Source organism: Petralouisia sp. (assembly GCF_056822245.1).
In genome coordinates this window covers 20,793-41,684 of record NZ_JBQIOP010000023.1, presented here as the reverse complement: position 1 = coordinate 41,684, position 20,892 = coordinate 20,793, and the positions used below count along the sequence as shown (strand labels likewise).

At 55.7% G+C, this 20,892-nt stretch carries 23 protein-coding genes; all 23 read right to left on the bottom strand.

What is annotated here, in order from left to right:
* Window positions 1-58: 58 nt before the first annotated feature.
* The 23 genes from ACTO17_RS10805 to ACTO17_RS10695 all read right to left on the bottom strand — a co-directional run bounded on the left by ACTO17_RS10805 (window position 59) and on the right by ACTO17_RS10695 (window position 20,818).
* The gene (locus ACTO17_RS10805; protein ID WP_482557933.1) at window positions 59-1,453 is read right to left on the bottom strand and encodes a hypothetical protein; all 1,395 of its coding nucleotides are present in this window, start codon (window positions 1,451-1,453) and stop codon (window positions 59-61) included.
* The gene (locus ACTO17_RS10800) at window positions 1,425-3,293 is read right to left on the bottom strand and encodes a hypothetical protein (protein ID WP_482557932.1); all 1,869 of its coding nucleotides are present in this window, start codon (window positions 3,291-3,293) and stop codon (window positions 1,425-1,427) included. Before ACTO17_RS10800 ends, ACTO17_RS10805 begins: the two co-directional genes overlap by 29 nt.
* A 108-nt stretch (window positions 3,294-3,401) precedes the next feature.
* Window positions 3,402-5,039, bottom strand: coding sequence for a P-loop NTPase fold protein (locus ACTO17_RS10795; protein WP_482557931.1), 1,638 nt, complete (start codon window positions 5,037-5,039; stop codon window positions 3,402-3,404).
* Between the two features lie 152 nt (window positions 5,040-5,191).
* Entirely contained in the window at window positions 5,192-5,554 is a 363-nt protein-coding gene (locus ACTO17_RS10790; RefSeq protein ID WP_482557930.1) for a hypothetical protein, read from the bottom strand.
* A 2-nt stretch (window positions 5,555-5,556) separates the two neighbouring features.
* A complete protein-coding gene (locus ACTO17_RS10785) occupies window positions 5,557-8,490 on the bottom strand; it encodes a phage tail tape measure protein (protein WP_482557929.1) in 2,934 nt (977 codons plus the stop codon).
* Between the two features lie 99 nt (window positions 8,491-8,589).
* A complete protein-coding gene (locus tag ACTO17_RS10780; RefSeq protein WP_482557928.1) occupies window positions 8,590-8,754 on the bottom strand; it encodes a hypothetical protein in 165 nt (54 codons plus the stop codon).
* Window positions 8,751-9,128: a hypothetical protein gene (locus tag ACTO17_RS10775; protein ID WP_482557927.1), complete on the bottom strand. Its 378-nt coding sequence runs from the start codon at window positions 9,126-9,128 to the stop codon at window positions 8,751-8,753. The genes ACTO17_RS10780 and ACTO17_RS10775 overlap by 4 nt, the downstream gene beginning before the upstream one ends.
* 3 nt (window positions 9,129-9,131) lie before the next feature.
* Entirely contained in the window at window positions 9,132-9,740 is a 609-nt protein-coding gene (locus tag ACTO17_RS10770; RefSeq protein WP_482557926.1) for a major tail protein, read from the bottom strand.
* A 3-nt stretch (window positions 9,741-9,743) separates the two neighbouring features.
* A complete protein-coding gene (locus ACTO17_RS10765) occupies window positions 9,744-10,061 on the bottom strand; it encodes a hypothetical protein (RefSeq protein ID WP_482557925.1) in 318 nt (105 codons plus the stop codon).
* Window positions 10,062-10,119: 58 nt separating this feature from the next.
* Window positions 10,120-10,500, bottom strand: a complete 381-nt coding sequence (locus tag ACTO17_RS10760; RefSeq protein ID WP_482557954.1) for an HK97 gp10 family phage protein — start codon at window positions 10,498-10,500, stop codon at window positions 10,120-10,122.
* 2 nt (window positions 10,501-10,502) lie between these two features.
* Window positions 10,503-10,844 carry a phage head closure protein gene (locus tag ACTO17_RS10755; RefSeq protein WP_482557924.1) on the bottom strand — a complete coding sequence of 114 codons (342 nt, stop codon included), beginning with the start codon at window positions 10,842-10,844 and terminating at the stop codon, window positions 10,503-10,505.
* The gene (locus tag ACTO17_RS10750) at window positions 10,844-11,119 is read right to left on the bottom strand and encodes a head-tail connector protein (protein ID WP_304957065.1); all 276 of its coding nucleotides are present in this window, start codon (window positions 11,117-11,119) and stop codon (window positions 10,844-10,846) included. Before ACTO17_RS10750 ends, ACTO17_RS10755 begins: the two co-directional genes overlap by 1 nt.
* 105 nt (window positions 11,120-11,224) lie before the next feature.
* Complete coding sequence (locus ACTO17_RS10745; protein ID WP_482557923.1) at window positions 11,225-12,445, bottom strand: phage major capsid protein; 1,221 nt, start codon at window positions 12,443-12,445, stop codon at window positions 11,225-11,227.
* Window positions 12,442-13,326 carry a phosphoadenosine phosphosulfate reductase domain-containing protein gene (locus ACTO17_RS10740; protein ID WP_482557922.1) on the bottom strand — a complete coding sequence of 295 codons (885 nt, stop codon included), beginning with the start codon at window positions 13,324-13,326 and terminating at the stop codon, window positions 12,442-12,444. Before ACTO17_RS10740 ends, ACTO17_RS10745 begins: the two co-directional genes overlap by 4 nt.
* 184 nt (window positions 13,327-13,510) lie before the next feature.
* Window positions 13,511-14,236 (bottom strand): head maturation protease, ClpP-related, encoded by a 726-nt coding sequence (locus ACTO17_RS10735; RefSeq protein ID WP_482557953.1) that lies wholly within the window; start codon window positions 14,234-14,236, stop codon window positions 13,511-13,513.
* Between the two features lie 63 nt (window positions 14,237-14,299).
* Entirely contained in the window at window positions 14,300-15,745 is a 1,446-nt protein-coding gene (locus ACTO17_RS10730) for a phage portal protein (RefSeq protein ID WP_482557921.1), read from the bottom strand.
* 25 nt (window positions 15,746-15,770) lie between these two features.
* Window positions 15,771-17,372 carry a terminase large subunit gene (locus ACTO17_RS10725; protein ID WP_482557952.1) on the bottom strand — a complete coding sequence of 534 codons (1,602 nt, stop codon included), beginning with the start codon at window positions 17,370-17,372 and terminating at the stop codon, window positions 15,771-15,773.
* 11 nt (window positions 17,373-17,383) lie between these two features.
* Window positions 17,384-17,608, bottom strand: a complete 225-nt coding sequence (locus ACTO17_RS10720) for a hypothetical protein (protein ID WP_482557920.1) — start codon at window positions 17,606-17,608, stop codon at window positions 17,384-17,386.
* Window positions 17,609-17,656: 48 nt separating this feature from the next.
* Window positions 17,657-18,730, bottom strand: a complete 1,074-nt coding sequence (locus ACTO17_RS10715; RefSeq protein ID WP_482557919.1) for a DNA cytosine methyltransferase — start codon at window positions 18,728-18,730, stop codon at window positions 17,657-17,659.
* Window positions 18,681-19,202: a ParB N-terminal domain-containing protein gene (locus ACTO17_RS10710; protein ID WP_482557918.1), complete on the bottom strand. Its 522-nt coding sequence runs from the start codon at window positions 19,200-19,202 to the stop codon at window positions 18,681-18,683. The genes ACTO17_RS10715 and ACTO17_RS10710 overlap by 50 nt, the downstream gene beginning before the upstream one ends.
* Window positions 19,199-19,636 carry a ParB N-terminal domain-containing protein gene (locus ACTO17_RS10705; protein WP_482557917.1) on the bottom strand — a complete coding sequence of 146 codons (438 nt, stop codon included), beginning with the start codon at window positions 19,634-19,636 and terminating at the stop codon, window positions 19,199-19,201. Before ACTO17_RS10705 ends, ACTO17_RS10710 begins: the two co-directional genes overlap by 4 nt.
* 35 nt (window positions 19,637-19,671) lie before the next feature.
* Window positions 19,672-20,274 carry a class I SAM-dependent methyltransferase gene (locus ACTO17_RS10700; protein ID WP_482557916.1) on the bottom strand — a complete coding sequence of 201 codons (603 nt, stop codon included), beginning with the start codon at window positions 20,272-20,274 and terminating at the stop codon, window positions 19,672-19,674.
* A gap of 4 nt (window positions 20,275-20,278) precedes the next feature.
* Window positions 20,279-20,818: a P27 family phage terminase small subunit gene (locus ACTO17_RS10695; protein WP_482557915.1), complete on the bottom strand. Its 540-nt coding sequence runs from the start codon at window positions 20,816-20,818 to the stop codon at window positions 20,279-20,281.
* Window positions 20,819-20,892 lie beyond the last annotated feature (74 nt).

Below are 20,892 nucleotides of genomic sequence, written 5' to 3'. Positions count from 1 at the left end.
CCAGACGGCAGACAGCCCTGTATCCAGATGATATTTATTTACCCGCGGGAGCCGCCTGTCACGGCTCCTCCGTCAACGTGTACGTGATCTTCATGGTCTTATCCGTATTCTTCACCACGGCAGCCCCCAGGTTGTTGATGCTCGCCAGATAAGGCATGGCCAGGTACGCCATCCTGTAATCAGAACCATAGTTCCCGCCCCAGCCAAACAGAAACTCCTTATACTGGAACAGCGGCGTCGCCACATTCGTGAACCTTGCACCCCCTGCCGTCTGCACCACCGTATCATCCGGCTTCACCTGGAAATCCCACCCGATAATCAGGTCATTCACCATCAGCAGGTAATTGGAGCAGGTGCCGGAACCAGTCTGCGACTTGCCCGCGGACGTAAACCCGAAGGGTATCTGCGTGACATCGGCCACATTGCCCAGATTGATCTTATAAATGCCCGTATTGTCATAAGCGGGCGTATACAGATACCCGTCCCGGATGACGCCCCTGGACGACCTCTCCACATAAGTGTCAACCTTGAAGCTGCCAAGAGTCCTTATGCAGACATTGGACAGCGTCCACACGCCCTCAGTCATGGACAGGTCATCCTTCTTTATCTTCACCCAGTACACCGTGGCATTCCCGGAAGAATTCCCGGAATTGGAGAACCCGTACCAGTATCCGTCATGCCCGTCAAGGAAATCCCCGTAAGGCGTATAGCTGCCCTGGAACTTGAAGGTGCTACAGGGGATGGCCGTCTCCTCCAGCAGGGTGCATGTGGTATCGTCCAGCCTGTCATTGAGCCCCACCGTAAAGACCGGCAGCCTCTTTTTCTTCACAATCACCGACTGGTCCGCAAATGTCAGGCTGTACATCAGGTTGTTCCCAAAATCCACCTCAACGGCGCTATACAGCTCCGCCAGCTCCTCCTTCGTCTGCTCCTCCAGCTTCGTCTCCATGACCTGCAGGAAAGAAGTCGCGGAACTGTCCATGCTGCCGTATGCATTCTTCCCTCCCAGGGCCGAAGTCAGCGCCACGGCAGCAATCGTCCCGTTGCCCTGGCTCGGCGTGAACTCCCAGACAAACTTATACCCGTCCTCCAGTGCCTTGCTCTCCGTCAGGTTCAGGCTCCCCCTCGCCACATTCGCCGTGGCGTTCACATCATTGCCGGCATACGCCACCGGCAGCTTCGCCGTGGACGGGTAGATATTATCCGCATCCTCCTCCAATGGGTCAGAATAAAGCAGGATGCCGCCAACCATGTTCGGACAGATGGGCAGCAGCTTATCATTCCAGAGCAGGTGTGCGTCATACTCCCCGGCGACCGCATAGAAGATCCCCATGGGATTCAGCCCCAGGATGTCATTCACCGCATTGGTGACCATGTTGCCTTCCTCAATCCGCTCCTCCTCCCCGGTATTCCCATCCACCAGCTCAATCACCATGTTCCCTTTCAATTTCATACCAAACCTCCATTTCCACCGGCCTTGCAAATGCGCCGACCGCTGCCCTGCCGCGAACCACATCACTGCATTCCCGTTTCATTGTCTCGTCAATCTCCATCCCAATCTCACCGTCGGCCGGAACAGCCCGGATGCCGCCGCCAATGGCTGCCCTGCCGACCCATTCCTCAACCTTGATTTCCCCGTCCCATGCGGACTGCGCTCCCATGGACTGCCCGCTGATGCTGGCAATGCAGGAGCCGGTATCCACCGTTCCCGTGCCGCCGCCCATCCGCATATACACATTGAATACATTCGTATAGTTTGCCACCACGCCCTCAATGGGGTAATACAGAAGGATGGTATGCCGCCCAGAATGCCAGGTCTCCTCCGGCTGATGAATCGCCACCACAGAATCATTAATCTCAAACGTAAAATGCGCTGCTGCCTGCCCGTCCTCAGACCAGATGACAGGCAGCTCCACCTCCAGCGCCTGCCCCGCATCCCCAGGGCTTTCCTCCCCGCCTGTTCCGGCATCCGTACCGCCGGCCGCCGGGATAACAATTTCCCCCTTTGCCAAAGCTGTCCGCTCCACCGCATCCGCCTCCACATCCACGATGACGGAACCAAAAAACTGCGCATGGTTATCCTCGCTTGTGGCAAACTCAATGGTGATGATCTTCACGTCCGTCTCCGCCACCGTGAACGCAGAGGCATTCGTGAACGTATGGATGCCTATCCTCCCCGCCTCGATCTGGTTCAGCAGCCCGGAGATGTTCTTGTCATTCTTTGACTTCGCCTGCGCCAGCCGCGGGTTCTTCCCCACGCATTTCAGCGTCTGCTTCCCGCCAATCTTACAGTTGAAAGACGTGATACAAGCAATCTGCGCCCCGTCCGCCTGCCCGCCCGTGAAGGTCAGCACATCCCCCAGGTCCAGCGCCGGGTTCCCTATGGTGCTGGAATCGAAGGGCACATAATTCACCACAGCCAGGTCACCCAGAATATTCCTGCACAGCTTCTCCCTCGTCTCCTCCAATCCGAACTGCAGGAGCGGATTCACCGCAAGGTTCATGGTCAGCCCGTCATCCGGCTCCAATGCATAATACTCCGCCGTCTGCGTCCGCAGATTCGTGGAACTGACTGCCGTATATCTAGTAATGAAGTCGGAAAAACTGCTGGTGAACCGATGCCTGCTCTTAACCTCCATCACCGACAGCCTGCCATACTTCCTCAGCTCCAGCTTCCCCTCCCGGTTTATGCAGAAAAAGCCGCCCAGCACCTGCCCCACGAAGTACAGCACATCCCGGTACGTCTCAATGTCATTCTCCGTATAGACAGACAGCAGCTCCGCCCCGTTGGGCATCGCCTCAATCTCATCCTTCGTATGCGCCAGCTCCACAGAACAGGCTCTGCAGCACAGATCCAGAAAAGCATAGGCATTTCCCACGGTCTCAAAACCGTTGAATCCCTTCTCAAACCGCAGCATATAATCATAGGCTTTCAGCTCCAGGCAGTGCGCCGTCCGGTTCGCCTCGCTGACCTCAAAAATGCCCATCGGCACTTCCTCAAAACTCCCGTCCGCAAGCCGCAGATGGTATGAAAGCCGCACCTCCGCTCCTTCCAGCGTGTAACGGTCTATCTGGGAAAACAGCGTGATTCCCATCTCCGCGGCATACACCGTCCCCAGCTCTATCTCCGCGCTTCCGCAACACTGCGCCGTGATATACCCGCTCCCCTTCACGATATCCTCATAACCGAACGGGTACACGGCGCCGCCTTGCGTCCTGATTTCCCCCGTCCAGTAATACCGCCTGGTATTCTCCTGCACCGCCTGCAGGAACGCATCGCTAACCGGGTACATGAAAACACCCCTTTCCACAGAAAAAGCACCAGCCATTTCTGACCGATGCTCTTTGAGATTGCTATTTTACAAAACAGCAATCTATTTACCCTATACTTCTTTTTCTGCTTATTTTTTACTTGTTATTTCTTCTAATATTACATCAATTCTATGTGCTGCCATATTATCACAATGCATTTTCAATTCCTTGCAATAATCTAAAAATCTGTCTTTATTCTCATAATGTAATACATACATGATATTATAGTTGGTCCAATACCGTTGCTCTGTTACGTCATAAATCGGAAACGATTTTTCATTATACAAAGAATCTACATTACCTGAAATATCATTTTGGAAAAAAACATTGTCCACAAACTTTCTGAGATTATATGAATACTGGAAAGCTCGATCCCCCTGTGTATTCTCCGAAAGATATCTTATATGCTCATTGATTACCTTCTTTGTAACAATTTTACATACATCTTCGACAACACTTTGATTTATTGAAGATTGTATATGAAATGCGTTTACGCCAAATGTCAGGTAATCCATGACACCCTTCATAACTTCATTATAAATCATTAAAATAAGCTTTTCTTTATATTCATTTTTTGTTTGTCCAATATCCAGTTGTAAATGCTCACTCCAAATAAAATATTCATCAGCATATTGCACTATTGCTGCAATATTAGTCCCTTGTCTAATTTTTTCAGCCAAATCAGGTAATAGCTGTTTTATTTCTTCATCTGATTTATAATAATTCGCTTTGTCACCAGCATGTATAAATATTTGATATCCAGCTTCAATCTCATCAGCAGTTATATCAGTTTCATTTTTATAATATTTTTGCAACATTTCAACCATACTATTGCTTATTCTAGTTCCTTGTAGATAGTGTAGAATAATTCTTCTTTCGAGTGTATTATTGATTTGTTTCACAACTTCCAGAGCAACACTATCTTGATTTTTATCAGGTTTTTCCACATATAAGTTCTCAATAGTCTCAACTACTATAGCATAACAAACCAATCGAATTTCATCATAAAATTCTTCTTTATAAATATTTTTCAACTTCAGCTTAACATCATCATATAGATTCTGTGCCTTTTGCAGTGTTCGCAAATTCTTGACATGATGTTTATCAAGAAACCCCTCTATAAAATCATGATGGATTCCTAAATCCCCCCAGTTAACTTTTCCAGGGCGTTCTGTTATATAATAAGTTCTATCAATAACCTTTTCGCTATATTTATCAAACATTTCCCGTTGTGACAATTGTTCTATATTAGCAACCAAAATTACTTTTACATAATTACACCTTTTTAATTCATCTATAATACCAAATACTTCTTCTAGCCTGATATTCTCATTCATTCTTTCCAAATCATCTATCACAATAAAGTGAAACTTATTAAAAGTTTTAGATAGTTTTAGAAATAATTCTTTCTCCTGTATCAAGGATTCTATAACACTCTTTACATTAGATATTTTTTTTGAAAATATGGCAGCAACATCTTCCGCTTTAGAAAGAATATTACGAATCGTATGTTTATCCTTCACTACTAGCCGGAAAAAAACTTCATGATAAATTTTCTGGGCATCCTCCATCCCAAACATTGAAATATGACACGCATCACTATTATTCCCCAGCATTTCATTTATCGCATATGACTTACCTACTCCCCATGGACCACTTATAAGAATACATCTATACGGCAATTTATCATATAATTCTATAATATCCTTTATGCAATCAGCTTTCATTTTTAACCTCGCTTTGATACAAATCTATATGCATATTCGATTTAACAGCAAACTGTTGCTGATATAAATCCATAAAATTATATATATTATTTTTTCAATCTGCCATTCCATTATATCAAACATGCGGTAAAAAATCATCCATCACTTGATTCTCAAAATTCCTTCAACGTGAAGGAAACCTTCCACAGCCCCTTATAGGACGTGTCCTTCACAAGGCTTGCCTTGTATCCGTCAATGAACATCTCCGTCCGTTTGATCTCCAGCGTCTCCGTGTCGAAATAATCCACAGACAGCTTCTCCTTCTGCTTGAACCCCGTCAGAACCTTAAGCCACTTCGGGGAAAGGGAAAACGTAACGGGGATGGACACCACGCCCATCCTCACCACGTCCCTCTGCGTAGTCCCGGCCTCCGTCTCGCCGCCGGAATCCGCCTCCACATCGCTCATCTGCACCCCATAGGAATCCGGCAGAGGGAGCGGCACCCCGTCAAGCGTCAAATACTGTATATATGCCATACTTATCTCCCTCCTGACCTTAAGTTCTGCCTTGCCTGCGCGTCCACCACCACTTCATCCAGCAGCGTCCCGCCCACATACACAGGGATACAGATAGTGCCTCCCCCTGCCATCTCCTGCAGGCCGGAGAGCATCTCCCTGAGGCCGCCCAAAAGCTCCCTCACGGAATCCCCGGACGCGCCGCCTCCGCCCTGCATCTGGACGGCTGCCGCCTGTGGCTGGAGCATCAGGTCAGACGCCACGCCGGACACCGCCTCCTTCACCATGCCCCGGCCTTTCTCAATGCCCTTCGCCAGCCCTTTCATGAAGTCCGGCATCCAGCCCTCATAATCCGTCAGAGGCCCTTCATCCGGTACCGAGAAATGCAGGAAGGAGCGTATCTTGTCCGCCACGTCCGACACTGCGCTCACCACGTTGCCAATGGCGCTCCGGATGCCGTCCGCAATCCCATTGATGAAATCCTTCCCCCATTCCAGAGCTTTCCCCGGCAGCGAGGTGATGAAGCTGATGGCGGACTGGAACCCGGACTGCACCACGCTCCCCAAAGAGGACAGCGCGGAGCCGATGCCGGAAACCATACTTTTGAAGGCGTTCACCGCCGCCTGCTTTAAATTGGACGCAATAGACGACACAAGGTTTTTCAGCCCGTTCCATGCGGACGAAGCCGTATTCTTTATAGCCGCCCAGATATTCGCCACAGTATTTTTCAGCCCGGTGAACAGGATGGAAACATGGTCCACAAGCCCCTGCGCCAGCGAACCCACCACCTGCTGGATACCCGACCAGATAGAAGACGCCGCATTCTGTATATTCGTCCAGATATTCAGCGCATCCTCTTTCAGCTTCGTAAAGTTCCCCGTCACCAGGTCAATCAGCAGCAGCACCGGCCCCAGGATGACATTCTTGATCAGCTCCCATGCCCCGGAAGCCGCCGTCTGGATGCCCTGCCAGACGCCCTGCAGCGTCGTGGAAAGGTTCTCCCAAAGGGAGCGTATCATGTCCACGATCCCGGTCAGGACAGGGTTGTTCATCATATCCGTCCAGATACCGCTGAAAAAGTCACCCACGGACTGCCACAGCCCGCTCCACCACTCCGGGATCCCCTGGAAAAACGACACCAGCGAATTCCACGCATCTGGTATGGTCTCCGTAAAGAACGAACAGATGGCCTGCCATGCAGACACAAAAAATTCTTTGACCTGCGACCAGATGGCATTGACCGCATCCCGGAACCATCCGCACTTGTTATACAGCACCACGAGGATTGCCACCACCGCGGCAATCGCCAGAGGCACCCATCCGATAGCCGCAACCACCGCAGAGATGGCCGGGATCACCGTCCCGGACACAAACCCTATCACGCCGGAAATCGCCCCGGCTATCTGCGGCACCACCGTCATGATAGTTCCGATGGCCCCTACCACCTTCCCGACCACGATCAGCATCGGCCCCAGCGCGGCCGCCACCAGGGCAACCGTGACAATGATCTTTTTCGTGCCCTCGTCCAGACTGTTCAGCCAGTCCACAAGCCCTTGTATCCACCCAACGATCTGCCGGATATAGGGCATCAGTATCTCACCGATGGAGATGGCAAGCTCCTCCAGCTGGCTTTTCAAAATCGTAAGCTGCCCCGCAAGGTTATCCTGCATGGTCTCCGCCATCTTCTCCGCCGTGCCGTCACAGTTACTGATGGCACTGTTCAGCTTCTCAATGTCACCCGGCGCGGCATTCATCACCGCAAGGAACCCTGACATGGCATTCTTCCCCACCAGCGCCTCCGCATTGGCCGCCTTCTCCGATTCGGACATCTGCGCGAATGCCGCCCGGCAGTCCGTGAGGATGTCCCCAAGGCTCCTCATGCTCCCGTCCGTGTTGGTGGTCTGCACCGTCAGCTCCCCGAAGGCATCCCCCACAAACTTCACTTCCCCGGTGAGGTTGGTCATCATGGAGCGCATAGCCGTCCCCGCCTGGGAAGACTTGATGCCCGCGTTCGCCATCAGCCCGATGGCCTCCGCAGTGTCCTCCGCCGTGAACCCCAGGGCGCCTGCCACCGGCGCACAGTATTTGAACGTCTCCCCCATCATGGATACGTTCGTGTTGGCATTGGAGCTTGCCGCCGCAAGGATATCCGCAAAATGCCCGGAATCCTCCGCGGACAGCCCCAGGGCAGTCAGAGCATCCGTCACGATATCGGACGTAGTCGCAAGGTCTTCCCCGGAAGCGGCGGCAAGGTTCATGATACCCTCGATGCCAGAGAGCATGTCAGAAGTCTTCCAGCCCGCCATCGCCATGTAGTTCATGGCCTCGGCAGCCTCGGACGCAGAGAACTTGGTCTTGCTCCCCATCTCCCGCGCCTTGTCCCTCAGCGCCTCCAGGTCCTTTCCTGTGGCCCCGGAGACCGCCGCCACCTGGCTCATGGCCGAATCAAAGTCAGCCGCCACCTTCACTGCCGCAGTGCCAAGCCCGCCCACAGCCGCAGTGACCGGCATCAGCTTCTGCCCCACGCCCTCAATGGCGGATTCCACCGTCTTTAACTTCTCCCCTGTGGCAGCTATCTTCTGCAGCACCACGGCGGACCGGTCTGCCTGCTGCTCCAAATCCCGCAGGTTATGCTCCGTCTCGATGATCTCCCTCTGCAGGGCATCATACTGGCTCTGGGAAATCTCGCCCCTTGCCAGCGCGTCATTCGCCTGCTCCGCCGCAATTTTCAGCGTCTCCAGCTTCTCCTTCGTCTCTTTGACCGCATCCCCAAGGAGCCGGTGCTTCTGCGCCATCAGTTCCGTATTGCCGGGGTCCAGCTTCAGCAGCTTCTCCACATCCTTAAGCTGTGACTGCGTGTTCCGTATCTCTGTATTCACGCCCTTTAGGGCCGTCTGGAGCTTCGTGGTATCGCCGCCGATCTCCACGGTGATGCCCTTGATCCGATTTGCCGCCACACCAACACCCCCTCAATGGCACAAAAAAAGCCCGGCTCCCCAGACTTAAAAAGGATGCGGGATACCTCATCCCATCCCGCATCCACACACTACTTCCAGTTAAAATAAATCAAACTCATCCTGCCCCGCGATGACGGCATAATCCGCCCCGTCATTGCTGTACTCCGCATACATGTCATTGACCATGCCGATGGTCAGAAGGTCCAGGTCCCGGATGGAAATACCAAGCTGCACACACCGCAGAAGGAACAGCGGCGTGGTCATCGGGCGGTCAGTTGCGCGAAGTTTTTTTTAGCCTCCACATCAGTCTTCACGTTCAGCCCCCACAATTCGATGAGCTGTGGAAGAATCTGGTAAATGGAGAACGTGCCGAAACCGTCCAGCCACTCCTCCGGCGTGTCCGGGATGGCGGGATCGGCGTGCTTCGCCATGATAAAGGCAATGTTCTCGAACAGCTCCAGCGAGAACAGGTCCAGGTTCGAGTTCTCCGAATCGCTGTCCCCGATGCTCTTCTCCAGCGCGCTCAGATCCTTATAGATGTCCCTGTGGAACTTGATACGGTAAATCCGCGGCACCGCCGCCGATGCCCGGAAAGGCACCTCTTTCTCGTCAATCATGATCTTCCTCGTCATGCTCATACGCTAAACCTCCCCATACACATCATCTTCCCCACCGCCGGCATCCGCGACCGCCGGCATATACACCGCCTTGTACCAGTCGTTATACACCGCCTCATCCGTGGAGTCCCCGGTCTTCGCCTTCACCATCCCGTCCGCCAGCGGCGTGGCCTTGACGGTCAGCGTCTCCGTCTGCACCTCCCGGCTCTCCTCGTTGGTCTTGCCCTCAATGCCCGGCCTCGATGCCGAACAGTTGTAAAGCACATGCCGGATATGCCTCTGGTCGCCGTCAAACTCGAACAGCAGAGCGAACGCCGCCAGCTCCGCCGAAGCGTTCTCGATCAGCACGCCCTTGCTGTCCAGCACCTCCCTTAGAGCGTCCTTGCGGAAGGACTCCGGGATCATGGCAAGCTCCAGGTCGCCGTCATAGCCCATGTTGTTGTTGATGACATAATAGGCCGTCCCGTCCGCATAGAAATTCTCCGGCTCCCCGTTGGCGTCCAGGGAGATGGAGACCGAGCCGGGCATCGGCACAGGCGTCCCATAGGACACCGCCCCGTCCTCCGACACGGTGAGCATCGCATAATGCGTGTTCTTAAGGTTATATTTCACTTTGTTCTTCTTATTCTGCATCCGTCATGCCTCCCATCCAAAAATATACAGCACCTCGTAAAGCCTCTCGCTGTCGATCCATGTCTCCGATTTGTTATAGAAGACCTCATGCGCATCCAGCACATCCTCCACCCGTTTCTCCAGCTCCGGGGCTTTCTTATCCGTATAGACTTCCATGTGGACGTCTGCGCCTTTATGGTACACCTTCCCGTCCGCCGCAAAATTATCACTCCCCGGCAGCAGGTAACACAAAAACGGCGGCTCCGGGGATTCCCCTTCCGCAAAATGGTCATAGGCAAAAGGGAGCCCCGTTTCCCGTATCATCTTCACCAGTTTCTCCATCCTGTCACCTCCTCAAAGCCTTTTCTTCCACTGCCATCTTCATCAATCCGTCCTCCCGTCACCCCTTCAAAGCCCTTTCAATCTCCTGCTCCAGCGTCCGCTCCGCCCGCTGCTCCGCCGGCGCGATATGCGCCTTTCCCGGGACGCGCCCGCCGCCCCGCTTCGCATGGCCGAACTCCAGCAGGTGCGCCAGCTGGTAACGGTTCCTGGAATGCACCACCAGCTCAATGGAGCTTGATGTCTCCTTCACATTCTTCACAGCCCAGCTCTTCGCATAGGCGCCCGTGTCCTTCGGCGCATCCGCCTGGATATCCTTCCTCACGGAACTGCCCGTCTTTTTCACCGCGGCCTTCATTTCATCCGCCACAAGCTCCGCATACTCCGTCAGCCCCTCCATCACCGCTGCCGCAAGCTGGTCTATCCGCACCCTGTCCGACATCTTCACCGCCTCACTTTCCTGCAGGTAAACTTCAAAGATTTCTTCTTGAAATTCATATGGTCCACATTCACAATGTCATAAACCTCCCCACGGAACAGGACCCGGTATCTGGTGGACATGATGTCCACCGCTTTCCTGCAGTACCGGACAGTCACCGTCATGGACGCATCCTCCACGGTCATCCCGGCCTCCTGCACTTCCTTTGAAGATGCCAGCCCCTCCCCTCCGATAGTGGCAGAGCAGGCATAATAATCCGTCCAGACATTCCTGTGGTTCCCCACATCATCCGCGACAGCCTCATTCTTCTGGAACGTCACCCTCTCATTCAGCAATGCCACATCCATCAGAAGCCCTCCTTCCTGCTGCCGAAGAGCAGCGCCCGCAGGGTCAGGGTGAGCGCATGGTGGTCAGCCTCCTCCCTGTGCTCATAAAGGTAGGCCGCCGCATACAGCACGGAAATCCTGGCATTCACCACGGCGGCAAACTCACTCCTGTCATCCATCCTCGCCACATCCATGCAGATCTTCTCCGCCGCCCCGATCATGCTTTCAATCAGGTCATCGTCCTCATCATAATCCACACGTAGATAGTTCTTCATCTCTTCCAGCGTCACCAACAGCACCGCCTCCTTTAAACCTCAAAATGCACCTGCTTTATATGGGCGGGATGCCGGCTCCTGCACCGGCATCCCCAATACTCCCAAAGCCTCCGGAACCGCTGCCCTTTATGAGCCGGATGCCGCTTTCTGCGCCAGCACCTTCACCGCTTCCGCCAGGACCAGCTTGCCGTCCACACGCTGGGAAGCCAGAAAGCCCACCTGCCCGGTGGCCGCATACAGCTCATTCAGCCGCTTGAACGAACGCCCCTGCCTGTCAGCGATCCAGTAATAAGAGAAATCACCGAAGGCAATGGTCTTTGCCCCTGCCGCAATGGCCGGCATATATGCGGAAGTCTTCACCGGCCTGCCAAGGATAGTGTCCGGCGTGCCCGCCACAAGGGAAGGCTGCCACAGGTACTGCCCGTTGCCGTCCTTCAGCTTGCGGATGGCCTTGATGGTGGAATCGTTCAGCACCCACACGGATTTCTTCCTGTAAGGGGCCTTCAGCGAATAGAACAGGTCTATCATCTCATCCGCCGTCACTGCCGTAGCGGATGCAGCCGTCACGCCCGTCTCCGCACCGCCTGCTGCCGCCAGCACGCCCAGCGGCTTGCCCTTGCCGTCCCCAACAAAGAACGCCTCCTCTTCCTTCGCCCCGATCCTGCGGGCAAACTCACGGGAGATATAGGACTGCAGATCAAACACGCTGTCATTCAGCAGCTCCTCGGAGACCTTGATCATCGTCCCCAGCTTGTATGCCCCGATGGACACCTGCCCGAAGGAATCATCACTCTCCGGGAACGCGCCCTCCTCGTCAATCCAGGATGCCGTACCCTTGCCTGCAACCACGGGGATCTTCCGGTCGCCGCTGGAAGTCCTGATGACCTTCGCCATCTGCCGGAAAACGTTCTCCTCCTCCAGAGCCTCCACCAGCGTGCGCTCATACTCATCCGGCACCAGGTAGCCGCCCTCGGAGTCCGTGCCCACCTGCAGGGCATTGGCCACATTCGGCATAGGGGCCTTGGAGCGCATGGCATTCCAGAAATTCTTCCGGTAGTCATCAGAGGCGCGTCCCGTCTTATCCCCCTCCCCGTCATCCGCCCTGCTGCCGGGCTTCGCCGTGATCGGCGTGCTGGTAGCCCTGGACAGCTCCGCGTCGATCGCCGCCTGCCGCTCCAGCCGCTCGATCTCCTTCCCCAGGTTCACCACGTCCGCTTCCATCTTCTCATAGGCAGCCGTGTCCTCCGCGGACAGCATCCCGTCCGCTCCCCTTTTGGCATCCAGGAACTTCTTTGCAGCATCCCATGCCTTTGCCCTCTTCTCACGCAGTTCCAAAATCTTACTCATAAAAAACCCTCGCTTTCTTGATTTGCGGCATCCGCTCCCGGGATGCCTGTTTCTGTGCAAAATAAAAGAGCCGGTTCCTCAGCCCCTGACTCCTTCTTCCTGTGGCGGCAGAACTTCCTGCCCTGTTCTTCCGCCTCAAAACGTTCATCCAACGCACCGACCGTCCAGCCCTTCCGGAACATCCCCAGCGGGGTCTCCCCGAACTGCCCCAGCGCACGCGCATCCATTTCAAGCATCCTCCCCCATAATTCTGGATGGTGCTTCCTTAACTTCCGCAGCTCATCTATCCTCTGGAACGGGCAGCACCAGCAGGAACACCGGTGGTAGATTTCATACAGCCCGCCCCAGTCAAAACCCTTCCCATAGCAGTACCGCAGGGCCTGTTCCTCCGTCACCTGCCACTCCACAAGCGGGTAACGCTCCCCCTTGCACCGCTCCTGTTCATCATAGGCAATCCCGACATAGGAGACAGCATCGTACTCCCCTTTCAGGCGGTTGACCTCCTTCGTGATCAGGTGTGTCTTTAACTGCCCCGTACACCACCTCACCCGGATGCCCGGCCAGCCATTCCCGCATAAAGGCACCCCGTCCCGGATGCGCCGCTCCACAGCGGATTTCTTCTGCTTCGGCTCATCAAACATCAGCCACTCAAAACCGCGCGGATGGCGCAGGACATGGATATGCAGCCCCCGCTCCCGGAACAGGTACGCATCCACTTTCCCGATATGCCGGTACATCTCCGGGAACTCCATGCCCGTATCCGCCCAGAACACACCGTCAACCGGCATCCCTTTCTCTATCATCATGAGGAGCATTGCCGTACTGTCCTTCCCGCCGGATAAGGACACTGCATGGTAATCCCCTTTCCCGGTCTTCTTCACCGTTTCCACCTCCCCCCAGAAACAGAAAAAGAGCCGATTGCTCAGCCCTTATCCCATTCTTCCTGATTTCAGCAGAACTCCCTGCCTCCTTCTCCTTGTAATGTCTGGACTCCCTGCCCTGTCCATCTGCTTCAATGCTTCAAGACATCCGATGTGCCAGCCGCCCGCCTCTTCTAAACCGCCCCTAATGCAGGAGCAGGTTCAGCCTCTTCTCCAGCTGCTCCACCGGAGTCCCCGGCTTCTTCGGCGGGATGAGCCTGCCCAGCATGGAATTCATGACCGCCTGCCTGGAAAACATCACCGGCGCATCCATTTCATCCGAAAACAGCACGCCGCCAGCATCCTGCGCATTCTGTCCAGAGAACATGACCTCGTCCGCGAACCCAAGCTCCACCGCCTTCTTCGCATTGAACCAGCTCTCCGCATCCATCAGCCTTGAAATCTTATCCCTGGCAAGCCCGGTCTTGATCTCATAGGCGTTCATGATGGACTCCTTCACCTCGTCCAGCATCTTGACCGCTTTCTTCATCTCCTCGGAATCCCCAATCGCGATCGTGGCCGGGTTGTGGATCATCATCATTGCCACCGGCGACATCCGCACCTTCGTCCCCGCCATCGCAATCACCGATGCGGCACTCGCCGCCAGACCGTCAATCACCACCGTCACATCATAGGGATAATCCATCAGCATGTTGTAGATCTGCGCCGCTGCGAACACATCCCCACCCGGGGAATTGATCCAGACATTGACCGGCCCCTTCCCGGCATTCAGCTCATCCCGGAAGATCCCCGGCGTGACTTCATCCCCGAACCACGTCTCATCTGAAATCTCCCCATTCAAAAAGAGCGTCCGCATCTCTGCCCCGCTCTCATCCTGGTTTTTTATCCAGTTCCAGAACTTCCTCTTCATCATCCACCTCCATAATCCGCTGCACTATCGCAGCACTTCTCCGGTCTCGCAAATCCGCAGAGCCTACATCCCCTGATCCGGATGCCTGGCCTCCAGGTTACCGCCAGTCCTTTTTCCGGGATGCCCTCTGCCTTTCCCGGTATTTCTGTCCTTCCCAGGGCTGCTGCCGGAACCATCATCCCTTTCTGCTGCTCCCACAGAACCGGCTCCCGGATTCCTCTGTCTTCCCTCCCTGACAGCCAAACCGCCGCCATCTTCCGTGCCTCCTGCAGGAATACCCACGCCGTAACCCAGCCCGGCATCCTCCAGCTTCATCATGTTCCCGTTCACCAGATACAAATCTCCTCCAAGCTCCTCCGGGATGCGGTCAAGGTTCTCAAGCTCCCGGATATCATTTGCCGACATCCACCCGTTCTGCCGCCCCACGGCATACCCGTTCATGCGGCTCTGGTAATCGCCCCGGAGGAGCCCATCAACGTTGAACTTCACGAAATACTCCTTTTTCTCCTCCGCAGTAAGCAGAGACCGCGACATGGACTGCTCCCACCGGGACACCCACGGGTCAAGCGTATATTTCACAAACTCAAGGCTCTGCTGCTCAATGTTTGAAAAAGAAGACTTATCCAAGTCCCCGACCATATGCGGCGGCACACGGAAAATCCTCGCGATCTCATTGATCTGGAACTTCCTTGTCTCCAGGAACTGCGCCTGCTCCGGTGAAATGGAGATAGGCGTATATTTCATGCCCTCCTCCAGGACCGCCACCTTGTTCGCATTGTGGCTTCCCCCAAAAGTGGACTGCCAGCTCTCCCTCACCCGCGCTGGGTCCTTGATGGTGCCCGGATGTTCCAGCACGCCGCTGGGCTGTGCGCCGTTGGCAAAGAACTTCGCCCCATATTCTTCACAGGCAATCGCCATCCCGATGGCATTCTTCGCCATGGCAATAGGCGAATACCCCACCAGCCCGTCAAACCCCAGGCCGGGGATATGCAGCACCTCCGAAGGCGGCAGTACCACCGTGCTGCCCTTCACCGTAGGCGCGTCATCCACACCTAACGTATACTCATAATAAAGCTGCCCGCTGCCGTCCCGCTCCACACTCATCCTGTCCGGCATCAGAGGGTACAGCGCAATGACCTCCCCCCTGCCGTTGCGGATGATCTGCGCATAGGCATTCCCCCAAAGGAGCAGGTGTGTCATCAGCGTCTCCCGGAACACAAAAGAAGTCATCTCCGGATTGGGCTCATCATGGAGCAGAAAATACAGCGGATGCCCCGCCGCCTTCTCCTTCCCACCGTCCTCCGTATAACGGTAAAAATGCAGCGGCAATCCTGCCACCGCCTCCGAAAGAATCCGGACACAGGAGTACACCGCCGTCATCTGCATGGAAGAACGCTCATTCACCCGTTTCCCGCTTGTACTGTTCCCCAGGAAGAAACTGTAAGCGCTTCCTGATGTCCTGTCCTGAGGTTCGCCCCTCGCCCGAAACAGCCCTCTCAATAATCCCATTGCTACCACTTCCTTCCTACTCCTGTCAGAATACCAGCAGCCCCCTTGTGTCATAGACCGACTCCCGCGTGTCATTCCCACACCGTATTGCCCTGTCCAGCCCCATGATCATGGCAATGGCACCGTCAATCTTCTCCGTTGACTTCTCCTTGTCCGCCTTGATATTCCCCGCCGGATCCGTCCGAATGAAAATATTGTCCATCATCCACCGCAGGACAGGGTGCCCCCCGTGGGCTATCCCCTGCTCCAGCGTCAGCTTCATCAGCTCCTTGGTCGGCGGCGACATATCCTTGAACCCCTGCCCGAATGGGACTACCGTGAACCCCATCCCCTCCAGGTTCTGGACCATCTGCACCGCTCCCCACCGGTCAAAGGCGATCTCCCGGATATTGAACCGCTCCCCCAGCCGCTCAATGAACTTCTCAATATACCCATAATGCACCACATTCCCCTCCGTGGTCTCCAGGAACCCCTGCCTCTCCCACACATCATAAGGGACATGGTCACGCCTCACGCGAAGCCCCAGCGTCTCCTCCGGTATCCAGAAATAAGGCAGCACACAGAACTTATCCTCCTCATCCAGCGGCGGGAACACCAGCACAAAAGCCGTGATGTCCGTTGTGGAAGACAAATCCAGCCCGCCATAACACACACGCCCCTCCAACTCTTCCGCATCCACCCGGAACCCACAGGCATCCCACTTCGCCATCGGCATCCACCGGACAGCCTGCTTCACCCACTGGTTCAGCCTAAGCTGCCGGAAGGAATTCTCCTCCCCCGGGTTCTGCTTCGCCGACTCGCAGGCCGCCTTCACCTTGTCAAGCCCCACCGTGATGCCCAGGGACGGGTTGGCCTTCTTCCAGACCTTCGGGTCCGTCCAGTCAGCCGCCTCATCCGCGCCATAGATCACCGGATAGAAAGTAGGGTCATTCTTCCGCCCTTCCAGGATATCCACCGCTTTCTGATGCGTCTCATAACAGATGGAATTCGTATCCGTCCCCGCAGTGGTGATCAGAAAATACAAAGGCTGCATCCTGGCATCCCCGGATCCCTTCGTCATGACGTCAAAAAGTTTCCGGTTCGGCTGGGTATGCAGCTCATCAAACACAACCCCATGGATATTGAACCCATGCTTGGAATACGCCTCCGCCGACAAAACCTGATAAAAAGAGTTGGTCGGCTGGTACACGATCCTCTTCTGGGACGCCAGTATCTTCACCCTCCTGTTCAGCGCCGGGCACATCCGCACCATGTCCGCCGCCACCTCAAAGACAATGGAAGCCTGCTGCCGGTCAGCCGCACAGCCGTACACCTCCGCACGCTCCTCCCCGTCCCCGCAGGTCAAAAGCAGTGCCACCGCTGCCGCAAGCTCACTCTTCCCCTGCTTCTTCGGAATCTCCACATAGGCTGTGTTGAACTGCCTGTACCCGTTCGCCTTGACCGTCCCGAACACATCCCGGATGATCTGCTCCTGCCAGTCGATCAGCTCAAAAGGCTTCCCCGCCCAGGTCCCCTTCGTATGGCACAGACACTCAATGAAGCTGACCGCATAATCCGCAGCCGCCTTGTCATACACAGACCCCCTCGCCTTGAACTTCGTGGGCCTGTACTTCTTCAGCTTCCGCATCGCCACCAGCCTCACCTCCTTCCGTCATGCCCCGGCTTTTTCCCTGCCAGCATACAGAACCGCAAACGACAATCCCGCCCAAACAACCGGGCATCAAATTTCATCATGCAACAGAGCAGAACCAGCCCTCCTTCCTGCCGCATCCTGCCCCACATCAAATACACCATAACCATATCCCGGAAACACAGCCACCGGGACAGACAACCGCCCACCGTTTCCTGGCAAGGGCAACCCATCCCGGCATGGCTCCATAGACGCAGGCACCCATTCAGCCCCGCCACCTGTCATTTCAGCCACTGCCAGTACACTTGCTCCGCAATCTTCGCCATCATCACCGGCGGCACGCTCATCCCACAGACATACTGCACATTCTGGTCCATGAAATCATAATCCTGCGGGAACGTCTGGCAGCTGATGATATCCCTGTCCGTCATGAGCATCCCGTCACACATGCGGAAATTATACCCTCCTGCCGTGATCGTCCTCACCGGCTCATCATCGTGGTTGATCGGGGACGTATAACCGCTCTCCTTCCTCCGCACCCTCTTGTTGATGTCTATGACCTTCCTGTCCGAAGGAAGCCGGTACTTCATCAGCTTCCCAAAAAGGCTGCCCTCCGGGACCGCTTTCCCATACGGCTCCCGGACATCCGCAAAGGGGATCGGCTTTGAATCAAAGGCCATGGACAGCTTCGGATAATGCAGGTCCTTCCTATGGGCGATGAAAAACACCCGCTCCCTCTTCTGCGGGACTCCCATCCGCGCGGCATTGAAGAGGAACACCTGCACGGCATACCCCGCCCCGTCAAATGCCTTCACGATCTGGTTCACCCAGCCTTTCGCATTGCCGGTGACCAGCCCCTTCACATTCTCCGCAATAACCACCTTCGGCTGCAAACGCTCCGCCACCCGGATGAAATAGAAAAACAGGTCATCCAGCCGCTGCTTCGCCTGCCCCTCCCGGAAAGCCTTCTCCACATTCCATCCCTCCTCCCGGACACCCGCCAGCGAGAATACAGAACAGGGCGGCGAACCGTCCAGGACATCCAGGCATTTCAGCTTTTCCGGCAGCTCCCCGTCCGGCAATTCAACAAAATCATGGATGTCCATGAGGAAACTGTGCTCCGGGTGGTTGTTCTTCCGGTATATCTTCATCATGTCCGGGTCGATCTCACAGTTGCCGACAACCTCATACCCCGCCAGCTTATACCCCATGGAAGAGCCGCCCCCGCAGCTGAAACAGGAAAAGACCGTATGCCCGTGCTTCGGGCGCTTATCCAGGTCCCCCAGCCGCCAGTCCCACGGGAAATCAGTTGAACCGGAAACCGCACGCCGGGCACTGGTACTTGAACTCTTCATCCCCGAACACCTCCGCATCATATTCCGTGGAGCCCGTGATCTCCCTGTCCGCGCCGCTATCCGTGCCGCCGCCCGCGCCATCCCCCGCGCCTGCGCCGTCCACGGGCAGCTCCTCCGCCATCCCGAAGAAATCGAACCCTTCCAGGTCAAGCCCCTCCAGCTCCACTTCCAGCTTCAAAAGGTCCCACGTTGCCTTTTCCCCGGTCTTGTTGTCCAGGTACCGGTATTTCCTCTTCTGCTCCTCCGACAGCCCCTCGCAGACCAGGCACTGCGCCTCCTCCACGCCAAGCGCTTTCAGCGCCTTGTACCGGGTATGCCCCGCAATGATGACATTCCCCTCATCCACGATGATGGGCGCAACATAGGAGCACTGCCGGATGCTCTCCGCCACGGCATTCACCGCCCCGTCATTCTTCCGCGGGTTATTCCCATAAGGGACGATATCCGCAAGTTTCAAAACCTCCAGCCTCATACTTCAAACACCTCCCCACAGCACGGGCACGTCTTCACCACAGGGCCTCCCTGCTCCCCTCCACCGGGAGCGGCAGGGGCAGGCTGCCCGAAATCATACCCGCAGAAATCCACGTCCGCCAGCTCCGCGCCCAGCTTCTTCTGGTCCCACCCGGCAAACTCCGCCGTCTTGTTGTCATAAAGCCGGTACTTCCTCTTCTGGCCCTCCGTAAGCCCGGCGGCTATGACCACGTCACACTCCTCATACCCCAGCTTCAAGAGCGCCTTATACCTGGTGTGCCCCGCCAGGATCACCCCGTCCTCATCCACGATGATGGGGGCGATATAAGAACACTGCCGCATGCTCTCCACCACGTCATCCACCGCCCCGTCATTGATCCTGGGGTTATTCTCATACGGCCTGATCTCCGCAAGCCTCTTCTTCACATACTCCATTCCATTCCTCCTGCAAACTTTTTCCTGCGCCTCCGTCAGTTTATCCACCGGATGACCGGCTCGCCGGCAAATCCCTTTTCCCACACGAACCACGCATACGCCACCGCGCTGGAAGGCATCTTCACAAAATCGCCGTTCTTTGCGCACCCCAGCCTTGACGAACTCACATATACCGTCTTCGGCGGGTTCTCCAGGAAGAACCGTTTCCTGCCCTTCCCTTCCAGGAACTGCAGCTTCAAAAACATGGCCACCTTCCTGCCCGGCTGTACAATCCGCAGCGCTTTCCGCACAAACTCCAGCGCATATTTATAGGGCGGGTTCGTGATGATGTCACCGTCAAAACCGCCCTCCGCTTTCAGGAAATCCACCGCTTCCTGCCTCCCATACCCCCGGTAGACCAGATCCGTGCTGACCACCTCATGCCCGTGCGCCTCCAGTACCCTTGACAGGTGCCCTTCCCCACAGGCGCACTCCCAGACAACCGGGGCAAACCTTTCCTCAGCAAGCAGTAGCTCCATTGCCTTCGGCTCCGTCGCATAATAATCATCCGGCGCCCTGGCATCCGCACTGTGGCTGGATGCGCCCAGAACCGCATACACGCTCGCCCCGTTCCCTGTCCAGTCCTTCTCCGCACCCATCCCGTCACACCCCGTTCCTTGCCCGGAGCAGCCGCTCCATCACGTCATCCTGCGGCGTGGCCCCCTGCCATGCCACGGAACAGTTCTCCTTCACGACCTGGTAGATCTGGTACCAGACCTGGTTGACCTGCTTCATATACTGCTGGGACATGGAGACATAGGGCGAGGCAATGGCGTTCCCTGTCGTTGGGTGCTTCGCCAGGAACCCGTATTCGGAAATACATTCCTCGCACTGGATCCACCTGGACACCGACATGGCATACTGCTCCACAAGCTGCACGCCCACAAGCCTCTCGCACCCACGCTCCTTCAGCCACCTCCAGGTCTCCTCATAGACCTCCGCCGCGCAGAGGTCCTTCCCGCTTTTCTGCGCCGCTTTCAGGTAATCCTTTACCGGCGGCATATCCGCGCCGTCAATCGCGGGCGGCTCCGGCAGCTCCATCACCGCCGCGCTGCCGCCCTCGCCGATCTTCTCCGCCAGCGCCTTAGGCTTCCGCCCGGCCCCGGCCCTTGCGCCGCCCCTTGCAGTCCCGTCCTTTGCCATTTCCCTCACCCCTCTCCCGCAGGGGATAATACCCCGTTTGATTTCCGCTTTTTGTGCGTGTGACCCCCGCCCCG

What these genes read in the sequence shown, in the direction of transcription:
- ACTO17_RS10755 (WP_482557924.1), bottom strand. Translation starts at nt 10,844, where the DNA reads ATGGATGTGGCATTGCTGAATGAGAGGGTGACGTTCCAGAAGAATGAG.
- ACTO17_RS10760 (WP_482557954.1), bottom strand. Translation starts at nt 10,500, where the DNA reads ATGTCGGACAGGGTGCGGATAGACCAGCTTGCGGCAGCGGTGATGGAG.
- ACTO17_RS10700 (WP_482557916.1), bottom strand. Translation starts at nt 20,274, where the DNA reads ATGGGTGCGGAGAAGGACTGGACAGGGAACGGGGCGAGCGTGTATGCG.
- ACTO17_RS10695 (WP_482557915.1), bottom strand. Translation starts at nt 20,818, where the DNA reads ATGGCAAAGGACGGGACTGCAAGGGGCGGCGCAAGGGCCGGGGCCGGG.
- ACTO17_RS10780 (WP_482557928.1), bottom strand. Translation starts at nt 8,754, where the DNA reads ATGACCACGCCGCTGTTCCTTCTGCGGTGTGTGCAGCTTGGTATTTCC.
- ACTO17_RS10705 (WP_482557917.1), bottom strand. Translation starts at nt 19,636, where the DNA reads ATGGAGTATGTGAAGAAGAGGCTTGCGGAGATCAGGCCGTATGAGAAT.
- ACTO17_RS10725 (WP_482557952.1), bottom strand. Translation starts at nt 17,372, where the DNA reads ATGCGGAAGCTGAAGAAGTACAGGCCCACGAAGTTCAAGGCGAGGGGG.
- ACTO17_RS10800 (WP_482557932.1), bottom strand. Translation starts at nt 3,293, where the DNA reads ATGTACCCGGTTAGCGATGCGTTCCTGCAGGCGGTGCAGGAGAATACC.
- ACTO17_RS10710 (WP_482557918.1), bottom strand. Translation starts at nt 19,202, where the DNA reads ATGAGGCTGGAGGTTTTGAAACTTGCGGATATCGTCCCTTATGGGAAT.
- ACTO17_RS10715 (WP_482557919.1), bottom strand. Translation starts at nt 18,730, where the DNA reads ATGAAGAGTTCAAGTACCAGTGCCCGGCGTGCGGTTTCCGGTTCAACT.
- ACTO17_RS10805 (WP_482557933.1), bottom strand. Translation starts at nt 1,453, where the DNA reads ATGAAATTGAAAGGGAACATGGTGATTGAGCTGGTGGATGGGAATACC.
- ACTO17_RS10770 (WP_482557926.1), bottom strand. Translation starts at nt 9,740, where the DNA reads ATGCAGAATAAGAAGAACAAAGTGAAATATAACCTTAAGAACACGCAT.
- ACTO17_RS10735 (WP_482557953.1), bottom strand. Translation starts at nt 14,236, where the DNA reads ATGAAGAGGAAGTTCTGGAACTGGATAAAAAACCAGGATGAGAGCGGG.
- ACTO17_RS10775 (WP_482557927.1), bottom strand. Translation starts at nt 9,128, where the DNA reads ATGAGCATGACGAGGAAGATCATGATTGACGAGAAAGAGGTGCCTTTC.
- ACTO17_RS10730 (WP_482557921.1), bottom strand. Translation starts at nt 15,745, where the DNA reads ATGGGATTATTGAGAGGGCTGTTTCGGGCGAGGGGCGAACCTCAGGAC.
- ACTO17_RS10765 (WP_482557925.1), bottom strand. Translation starts at nt 10,061, where the DNA reads ATGGAGAAACTGGTGAAGATGATACGGGAAACGGGGCTCCCTTTTGCC.
- ACTO17_RS10720 (WP_482557920.1), bottom strand. Translation starts at nt 17,608, where the DNA reads ATGGGTTGCCCTTGCCAGGAAACGGTGGGCGGTTGTCTGTCCCGGTGG.
- ACTO17_RS10790 (WP_482557930.1), bottom strand. Translation starts at nt 5,554, where the DNA reads ATGGCATATATACAGTATTTGACGCTTGACGGGGTGCCGCTCCCTCTG.
- ACTO17_RS10745 (WP_482557923.1), bottom strand. Translation starts at nt 12,445, where the DNA reads ATGAGTAAGATTTTGGAACTGCGTGAGAAGAGGGCAAAGGCATGGGAT.
- ACTO17_RS10795 (WP_482557931.1), bottom strand. Translation starts at nt 5,039, where the DNA reads ATGAAAGCTGATTGCATAAAGGATATTATAGAATTATATGATAAATTG.